This is a genomic window from Aeromicrobium sp. CnD17-E (genome assembly GCF_024124745.1).
In the GTDB taxonomy this organism is placed as follows: Bacteria; Actinomycetota; Actinomycetes; order Propionibacteriales; family Nocardioidaceae; genus Aeromicrobium.
This window is the reverse complement of the sequence record NZ_JAMXRU010000118.1, coordinates 1-8,816: the sequence shown is the minus strand read 5'-3', so window position 1 is coordinate 8,816 and position 8,816 is coordinate 1. Positions and strand designations below refer to the sequence as shown.

Genomic DNA, 8,816 nt, shown 5'->3' with positions numbered 1-8,816 from the left:
AACGCTACGGATACCAACGCAGAAGTGCGCGAAGTTCTGCGGAAGTACGTGGACGGCTGGCGACCAGAGACGTTCGACTACGAGGACGAGAGTAGTTCCGCATTACTGGCTTGAGTGCCGTTCGGGTTTCGTCGTCCGCGCGGTGCGCACGGTGCCCGTCGAGCAGTTCCGCCGCATCTCGCAGGCCGTGTACCGCACGTCGGGCCCGACCAGCCTCGTCCTCATGACCTGCGGCGACTACGACGGCAGCGACTTCCGCTCCACCGTCGTGGTCGTGGCGACCCCCGTCCGGTCCTGAGCCGGGCTCAGCCCCCGCCGAAGGACCAGCGACGACGGCCCTCGCCGACCAGCTCGCCGTCGAGCACCGCAGCGTCGGGGCGCGTCGCGGGCTCCTCGGGCACGACCTCGCCGACCACGGGCTCCTCGTGCGTCGGGTCGTCGTGGCGTCGCGGGTCGGCCTCGGTCGAGGTCACCGACTCCTCGCCCACCGCCCGGCGGGCGAAGTCGGCGGCGAGCCGCAGCGCCTGCCGGCTCTCGGGCAGCGTGTCGGCGAGCACCGGGAAGGCGTGCACCTGCCCGCGCCACAGGTGCGTCTCGACGGTGACGCCGCGCTCGGCCAGCAGCAGCGCCATCGCCTCCACCTCGGGCCGCAGCATCTCGTCCTCCACCGCGACGAAGAACGTCGGCGACGTGATGTGGTCGGCCGCGTCGAGGGGCGAGACCTCGCCCTCGATGGTCGAGCCCTCGGGCAGCCAGCGCTCCCGGATCACCGCGACGCGGCCGATGGGCAGGTAGGCGTCCCGCACCCGTGCCACGCGCGCGACGCCCTCCTTGTCGATGCGGTCGGGGTCGAGGCTCAGCAGCGGCGAGAAGGTCAGCAGCGCGGCCGGCGCGGGCAGCCCACGGCGGTTGGCCAGCTCGGCGATCTTCATGGTCAGGTAGCCGCCGGCGGAGTCGCCCGCCACGACGATCTTGTCGGGCCGGTCGCTCATCTCCACCAGCGCCGCGTAGGCGCGGATGGCGTCGTCGACCGAGTCGGCCACGGAGCCCTCGGGGAGCTGCACGTACTCGACGGAGATCACCGTCGCACCCGTGTAGAGGGCGAGCCGCTCGCAGATCCGCCGGTGCGTCTCGATGCCGCACGAGAAGAACCCGCCGCCGTGCAGGTAGAGCAGCGTCATCTCGCTCGTCGGGCCGTAGCGGTGCGTCATCGACTCCACGTGCACGCCGCCGAGCTCGAAGGAGACGGGCTCCACGAAGCGCGACCGCGGTCCGCGGGCCGAGAGCTTGTCGAGGGAGCGCAGCGTCGTGAGGGTCCGGTCGTTGAGCGGGGCGAGGCGCAGCAGCGGCTTGAAGACCAGACGGGTGGTGCGCCCGAGGACCCGGCTCTTGAGGCTGACGTCCTCGTGCACCACGGCCTCGTCGTAGACCACACGCATCGGTCGGTGCCGCAGCGGCAGGCCCTGGCGGGCCCGCTGCGTCACGACGGTGACGCGGGGTCGCGGACGCGTCGCGGCGGTGGTGCCGGCGTCGCTCCCGGAGCCGACACCGGGGATCAGCGCCCTCAGACGACGCAGGACGGAACGCACGGACATACCACCACCATACTCCCGGTATGCGCAGGTCAGGCGGCCGTAGGGACGTCAGTCGGCCTGGAACCGCGCGTCGACCTCGACCCGGACCACGATGTCCTCCGGCACCAGCGCGATCCCCGAGCGGTCGGCCCCGACGTCCAGCCCACGCGCCACCGCACCGACCACCACCGCGTCGCCGCGACCGTCGAGCATCCCCGGGTCGGCGAGCTGCAGCGCCACGACACGACCACGGCGCACGGCGTCGGCGTACGTCTGCGCCTTCGATACCGCGTCGTCCACGGCGGCCTTGCGGACCTCCGCCTCCAGCACCCGCCGGCTCCGGACGCCGAGGTCCCACTCGACCGGCAGCACCTCCACGCCGGCCACGCCCGCCCAGTGGTCGAGGAAGCCGTTCATGCGCTCGAAGTCGACGAACTCCGCCCGCAGCTGCACCGAGGCCGTGTGCACGACCTCCTCCGAACGCCGGTCGCCGACCCAGGGACGGCTGCCGTGGACCGTCACCTGGTCGCTGGACCAGGTGTCGACGGCGCCCAGTGCGGCGAGGTCGCGCAGGTGTCCCGCGAGCGGTTCCTGCAGGGCCGCCGCCCGGTCGCGGACGTCGGCCCGGTCGGTCCCCTCGACCACGGCCTCGAGCCGCACGAGGGCTCGCTCGGCCGGATGACGCGCCTCGGCCACGCCCCGCACGGTGATCTGCACTCCCATCCGGACATTCTCCCCAGGAACACCGACACGCGTGGACTTTCGCCCCAACCGGATGCGGTCGACCGACCCTCGGGACGGCGTGGCGAGGACCCCGCACCTGAGGGTTCCCTCACCCTAGGATGAGCCCATGGTGACGCTCGCCGACCTCCAGGTCCGCTCCCTCGGTCCGTGCACGGTGCCCTCACCTCTCTCGCACTACGTCGGCGGGCGCGCGACCAACGAGTACTACGTGGGCGAGGACGACCGCGTGCTCTTCGACGACACCGTCGAGCTGATCCAGCGTCGCGGCCTCCCGCTGGAGGAGCTGCCGACCTTCGAGACCGGCGGTCCCCGCGCCCGGCTCTTCTTCGACCCCGGCTCCGTGCGCGTCGGCGTCGTGACCTGCGGTGGCCTCTGCCCCGGCCTCAACGACGTCATCCGCGCGATCGTCATGGAGCTGCACGAGCACTACGGCGTGCGCGACGTCGTCGGGTTCCGCAACGGGTACGCCGGTCTGGTGCCAGGTCTCGGGCTCGAGCCGGTCGCACTGACGCCCGACTTCGTCGCCAACATCCACGAGCGGGGCGGCACCGTGCTCGGGTCGTCGCGCGGCGCGCAGGACGTCGGCGTCGTCGTCGACACCCTGCAGGCCCGCGGCATCGACATCCTCTTCGTCATCGGCGGCGACGGGTCGATGCGCGGCGCCCACCGCATCGCCGAGGAGGCGACCGCACGGGGTGCCGACATCGCCGTGGTCGGGGTGCCGAAGACGATCGACAACGACATCCCCCACATCGGGCAGAGCTTCGGCTTCCAGACGGCCTACTCGCGGGCGGCGCAGTCGATCAAGGCCGCCAAGATCGAGGCCGAGGCGTCGCTGAACGGCGTCGGGCTGGTGAAGGTCATGGGGCGCCACGCCGGCTTCATCGCCTGCTACTCCGCCCTGGCCGGCCACGACGCCGACTTCGTCCTCATCCCCGAGGTGCCGTTCGCGCTCGACGGCGACAACGGCCTGCTCGAGCACGTCCGGCGCAAGGTCGCCGCGCAGGGTCACGCCGTGCTGGTGGTCGCCGAGGGCGCCGGTCAGGAGCACCTGCCGCACGACGGCGCCACCGACGCGTCCGGCAACGCCCGCCTGGCCGACATCGGTCGTCTCCTGCGCGAGCGGATCACCGACGACTTCACGTCGCGTGGCGAGGAGGTGCTGTTCCGCTACTTCGACCCCGGCTACTTCATCCGCTCGGTGCCGGCGGAGCCGTCGGACTCGGTGTACTGCTCGCGGCTCGCGCAGACCGCCGTGCACGCGGCCATGGCCGGACGCACCGACATGGTCGTCGGCCGCCGTCGCCACCGGTTCGTGCACGTGCCGATCAGCTACGTGACCCACCGCCCCCACCACGTCTCCCCCGACGGCGACCTCTGGCTCAGCGTCCTCGAGTCGACCGCCCAACCCTTCGACATGCGCTGACCCGCCGCCGGTGGAGTAGCCGGCACGGCGAGCGCCAGCGAGCTCGTGACGGCGTATCGAGACCATCCGGCAACGGCCCAGCGCGGGCCAACCCCCCAGCGAACGCCTGGAGTGGTCTCGATACGTCTCCGCCTGCTCCTTCGTCGCGGCGTCGACTACTCGACCAGCGGGACGCTCCGCTGGTCGAGTAGTCAGGACGAGCTTGCGAAGTCCTGGCGTATCGAGACCACCCGGCAACGGCCCAGCGCGGGCCGACCCCCAGCGAACGCTCGGAGTGGTCTCGATACGTCTCCGCCTGCTCCTTCGTCGCGGCGTCGACTACTCGACCAGCGGGACACTCCGCTGGTCGAGTAGTCAGGACGAGCTTGCGAAGTCCTGGCGTATCGAGACCACCCGGCAACGGCCCAGCGCGGGCCGGCTCCAGCGACTGCTCCGAGTGGACTCGATACGTCGGGCCCAGGCTCGTCCCTCGCCGGGCCCGACTACTCGACCAGCGGTCGGTGGCGGGTGTAGCCGAGCTCGACCGGGTGGGGTGGGTACTCGCTGGTGCCGGCGCGACCGTCGGCGCGCCAGCCGTGCCGCTCGTAGAAGCGTCGGGCCCGGACGTTCTCCTCGAGCACCCAGAGCCGGTCGACGTGCGCCGGGACCTGCGCGAGGACGGCGTCGGCGAGTCCCGTACCGCGGTGGCGCGCGACGACACCGAGGTGCAGGAGCGTCGTCCGGTCGTACGCGAGGTACCCGACGCCCACCCCGTCGACGACCACGACGAACGCCGCGACGTTGGTCGCCGCGACGCGCTCGGCCCAGCGGTCGCGGACGGCGGCCCAGGGGTACGGTGGCGCGAACACGTGGGCGAGCGCGTCGGTGTTGGCGGCCTGCTCGATGGAGGCCAGCAGGCCCTCGTCACCCTCGGCGGCCGGTCGCAGGTCCATCCGTCGATCCTCGCACGTCCCGGATCCTGAGACGTCTTCTCGGTCCTCGGACCGCGTGCCACGGTGAAGACCCACCCCGCGACACCCCGCTCGCGACACCCGCCGCGACAGCTGAGGAGACACCATGAGTGACCAGTGGTCGTTCGAGACCAAGCAGATCCACGCCGGCCAGACGCCCGACCCGACGACCGGTGCCCGCGCGCTGCCGATCTACCAGACGACGTCGTACCAGTTCCGCGACACCCAGCACGCCGCCGACCTGTTCAGCCTGGCCGAGCCGGGCAACATCTACACGCGCATCACCAACCCGACCCAGGACACGGTGGAGCAGCGGCTCGCCGCGCTCGAGGGCGGTGTCGGCGCGCTGCTGTTCGCGTCGGGCCAGGCAGCCACGACCGGCGCGCTGACCAACGTCGCCGAGGCCGGCGACCACATCGTCGCGTCGGCCAGCCTCTACGGCGGCACCGACTCGCTGCTGCGCCACACGTTCCCGAAGCTCGGCATCCAGGTGACGTTCGTCGAGGACAACAACAACCCCGACGCCTGGCGCGCCGCGGTGCAGGAGAACACCAAGGCGTTCTTCGGCGAGACCATCGGCAACCCGAAGGGCGACGTGCTCGACCTGGAGGCCATCTCGGTCGTGGCGAAGGAGGTGGGGGTGCCGTTCCTCGTCGACAACACCGTCGCGACGCCCTACCTGCTCAACCCGCTCAAGCACGGCGTCGACACGGTGATCCACTCCGCCACGAAGTACATCGGCGGGCACGGCACGGCCATCGCCGGCGTCGTCATCGACGGCGGGACCTTCGACTACGGCGCCCACGGCGACAAGTACCCCGGCTTCACCCAGCCCGACGCGAGCTACCACGGACTCGTGTTCGCAGAGGCGCTCGGACCGGCGGCCTTCATCGCGAAGCTGCGCGTGCAGTACCTGCGCAACGTCGGCGCCGCCATCTCGCCGTTCAACGCCTTCCTCATCGCGCAGGGCCTGGAGACGCTCAGCCTGCGCGTGGAGCGTCACGTCGAGAACACCCGCCAGGTGGCGGAGTGGCTGTCGGCCCGCGCCGACGTCGCGTCGGTGACCTGGGCGTCGCTCGAGGGCAACCCCTACAAGGAGCTCGCCGACAAGTACGTCCCGCGGGGCGCAGGCGCCGTCCTGACCTTCGAGCTGCCCGGCGGGATCGACGCCGGCCGTCGGTTCATCGACGCGCTCGAGCTGTTCAGCCACGTCGCGAACATCGGTGACGTGCGGTCGCTGGCCATCCACCCGGCCAGCACGACGCACTCGCAGGGCACGCCCGAGGAGCACGCCGCCACCGGTGTCACCCCTGGTCTCGTACGCCTCGCGGTGGGCCTGGAGGGCATCGACGACATCCTCGCCGACCTCGAGGCGGGACTGCGCGCGGCCAAGTGACCTCACCTCACCTGACCAGCCAGGATCTCCCTTCCGTCACCGGCGCGTGGCGGGAGGAAGATCCTGTCGGTTCCCGACGCTTCGCCGACGTCGGCGACGTCGCGCTCGAGAGCGGGTCCGTGCTGCCCGACGTCCGGCTGGCGTACGAGACGTGGGGGACGCCGGGCGCTCCTGCCGTGCTGGTGCTGCACGCGCTCACCGGCGACAGCCACGTGGTCGGGCCGACCGGACCGGGGCACCCCAGCCCGGGCTGGTGGGACACGCTCGTCGGGCCCGGCCTGCCGATCGACACCGACCGCTTCCTCGTCGTGTGCGCCAACATCCTGGGCGGCTGCCAGGGCTCGACGGGGCCCGCCTCCCTCGCCCCGGACGGTCGGGCGTGGGGCAGCCGCTTCCCCGACCTGACGGTCCGCGACCAGGTCGCCGCCGAGGCGCTGCTGGCCGACGCCCTGGGCATCGAGCGCTGGTACGCCGTCGTGGGCGGCTCGGCCGGCGGCATGCGCGGTCTGGAGTGGGCGGTCGGGCACCCGTCGCGGGTGGAGCGGCTGTTCCTGCTGGCGACGTCGGCGCAGGCGTCGGCCGAGCAGCTCGCCCTGTCGTCGGTGCAGCAGGCGGCGATCACGACCGACCCGCACTTCCACGGCGGCGACTACTACGCCGAGCGTCGCGGCCCGACGAACGGCCTCGACCTCGCGCGACGGGTGGCGCACGTGGCCTACCGCAGCGAGGCCGAGCTGCAGCAGCGCTTCGGCCGCGAGCGCGAGCCCGACGGGCGGTTCAGCGTCGCCTCCTACCTGGAGCACCACGGCACGAAGCTCACGCGCCGCTTCGACGCCGGCTCCTACCTGACGCTGACGCGGGCGATGGACTCCCACGACGTCGGACGCGACCGTGGTGGGGTGCCCGCGGCGCTCGCGCGCGTGACGGCACGGGCGGTCGTCGCGGGGATCGACTCCGACCGCCTGTACCCGCTGCACCAGCAGCAGGAGCTGGCCGACCTGCTGCCGGGCGCCGACGGGCTCGACGTCGTGCACTCGGTGCACGGGCACGACGGGTTCCTCGTCGAGCAGGAGCAGGTCGGCGCCCTCGCCCGCCGCGCCCTCGACCCTAGTCCCCCAGTCCCCTAGCCCCCCATCCCCTAGCCCCCCGTTTCGGAACGCCATCGCCCGTTTCGTCGGGCGAGAGGGGCGATGGTGTTCCGAAACGGGGGGACTTCGGGGGTCAGAGGCCGAGGGTGTCGGTGAGGGCGGCCACGTGCACGTCGAGGAACGCACCCGGGTCGGTGAGGGTGTCGGCCCCGTACTGGCCGAAGACCTCGAACGCCACGGCACCGACGAGGGCCGACCAGAGCCCGAGCCCGCGGCCGAGGTTGGTGACCGGCAGGGTCAGGGCGTACTCCGCGCGGATCCGCTCGAGGTCGGTGCGCAGGCTGCGCGGGAGCGGGCCGTCGACCTCGCGCATCGTCCCGGCGCGGTGAGCGTCCTCCAGCACCGACATGAGCGCCACGGCCACCCGCGTGCCGGGCTCGACCGTCCGCTCGGCCGGTGCCGCGTAGCCCGGCACGGGCGTGCCGTGCAGCAGCGCGAACCGCGACGGCTCACGCAGCGCCCACGACCGCATGGCCTGGGCCGCGGCCTGCAGGCGCCGGGTGGGGGTGCGTCGGGACGACCCGGCCACCGCCCTCTCGACCTCGGCGCCGAGCTCGTCGTAGGCGTCGACGATGAGGAGGGTCAGCAGCGCGTCACGATCCTTGACGTACCGGTACACGGCGGACGACACCAGGCCGAGCTCACGCGCGACGGCCCTGAGCGACAGCTCCGCCGGCGTCGTGGTCGCAAGCTGCTCCCGGCCGATGCGGACGATGTCGCGCAGCGTCTGCTCGCGGGCGACCTGGCGGGGCGTGGGCACGGCGCCACCTTATCTTGGCTGACATCGACATGTCGACACAGAGAACACTGCTCTTGACATCTGAGGATCGCGAGCGCACCCTGGACGCACCATCAACAGAGAGCAGTGCTCTCTTATCTCAGGAGTCACCATGAGTGCCTTGGTCATCGGAGCCGGCCAGGTCGGCCCGCACGTCGCCACCCTCCTCGCCGGGCGCGGCGAGGAGGTCACCGTCGCCACCCGGTCCGGGTCGGGTCCCGAGCACCCGCTCGTCACCCGTACGCGCCTCGACGCCACCGACGCCTCCGCGCTCGAGCGAGCCTTCGCCGACGTCGACGTGGTGCACCTGTGCGTGCACGCGTCGGCCTACCGACCCGATGTCTGGGAGCGCGAGCTGCCGCCGCTGGAGCGGGCCGTGCTGACCGCCGCGGAGCGCCACGGCGTGCACGTCGTCTACCCGGAGAGCGTCTACGCGTTCGACACCAGCACCCCGCTCGGCGCCGACCTCAGGGTCGCGCCGCGCTCCGCTCTCGGCCGCGTCCGCGCGGCCCTGCTGGAGCGTCGCGCTGCGTCGACGGCGCGCACCACGAGCGTCGTGGCCTCGGACTTCTACGGCCCCGGCGCGTCGATGGCGCACGGTGGCGACCGGATGGTCGGGCCCGCGACGTCGGGCCGGACGGTGCGCCCGCTCGGCCGCGTCGACCTCCCGCACGCCTGGACCTACCTGCCCGACCTCGCCGCCGCCATGGTCGCGGCGGCCGACGCCACCGCAGGGCCCGACGTCGTGCTCGCACCGGTCGTGCACGCGTCGCAGCGCGAGCTGGCACTGGCCTACGCCC

9 protein-coding genes are annotated in these 8,816 nt (G+C 72.5%); 5 read left to right on the top strand and 4 right to left on the bottom strand.

The annotated features are described in order from the left end of the window. Positions 1 to 142: 142 nt before the first annotated feature. Complete coding sequence (locus tag NH339_RS15965; protein ID WP_253027016.1) at positions 143 to 298, top strand: hypothetical protein; 156 nt, start codon at positions 143 to 145, stop codon at positions 296 to 298. Positions 299 to 305: 7 nt separating this feature from the next. On the opposite strand, the gene NH339_RS15960 is transcribed toward NH339_RS15965, so the two are convergent. Further along, positions 306 to 1,595, bottom strand: coding sequence for an alpha/beta hydrolase (locus tag NH339_RS15960; RefSeq protein ID WP_253027015.1), 1,290 nt, complete (start codon positions 1,593 to 1,595; stop codon positions 306 to 308). 48 nt (positions 1,596 to 1,643) lie between these two features. Further along, positions 1,644 to 2,297 (bottom strand): SIMPL domain-containing protein, encoded by a 654-nt coding sequence (locus tag NH339_RS15955; protein ID WP_253027014.1) that lies wholly within the window; start codon positions 2,295 to 2,297, stop codon positions 1,644 to 1,646. Between the two features lie 127 nt (positions 2,298 to 2,424). On the opposite strand from NH339_RS15955, the gene NH339_RS15950 reads away from it, so the two are divergent. After that, on the top strand, positions 2,425 to 3,744 hold the full coding sequence (locus NH339_RS15950) for an ATP-dependent 6-phosphofructokinase (protein ID WP_067853081.1): 1,320 nt from the start codon (positions 2,425 to 2,427) through the stop codon (positions 3,742 to 3,744). Positions 3,745 to 4,226: 482 nt separating this feature from the next. On the opposite strand, the gene NH339_RS15945 is transcribed toward NH339_RS15950, so the two are convergent. Continuing rightward, a complete protein-coding gene (locus NH339_RS15945) occupies positions 4,227 to 4,676 on the bottom strand; it encodes a GNAT family N-acetyltransferase (RefSeq protein WP_253027013.1) in 450 nt (149 codons plus the stop codon). Positions 4,677 to 4,800: 124 nt separating this feature from the next. Between NH339_RS15945 and NH339_RS15940 the strand changes: the two genes are divergently transcribed. Beyond that, entirely contained in the window at positions 4,801 to 6,090 is a 1,290-nt protein-coding gene (locus tag NH339_RS15940; protein ID WP_253027012.1) for a bifunctional o-acetylhomoserine/o-acetylserine sulfhydrylase, read from the top strand. Further along, complete coding sequence (locus NH339_RS15935; RefSeq protein ID WP_253027011.1) at positions 6,087 to 7,217, top strand: homoserine O-acetyltransferase; 1,131 nt, start codon at positions 6,087 to 6,089, stop codon at positions 7,215 to 7,217. Before NH339_RS15940 ends, NH339_RS15935 begins: the two co-directional genes overlap by 4 nt. A 94-nt stretch (positions 7,218 to 7,311) precedes the next feature. On the opposite strand, the gene NH339_RS15930 is transcribed toward NH339_RS15935, so the two are convergent. Further along, the gene (locus NH339_RS15930) at positions 7,312 to 7,998 is read right to left on the bottom strand and encodes a TetR/AcrR family transcriptional regulator (RefSeq protein WP_253027010.1); all 687 of its coding nucleotides are present in this window, start codon (positions 7,996 to 7,998) and stop codon (positions 7,312 to 7,314) included. Between the two features lie 130 nt (positions 7,999 to 8,128). On the opposite strand from NH339_RS15930, the gene NH339_RS15925 reads away from it, so the two are divergent. Then, a partial coding sequence (locus tag NH339_RS15925) for an NAD-dependent epimerase/dehydratase family protein (protein WP_253027009.1) occupies positions 8,129 to 8,816 on the top strand: 688 nt, incomplete at its 3' end.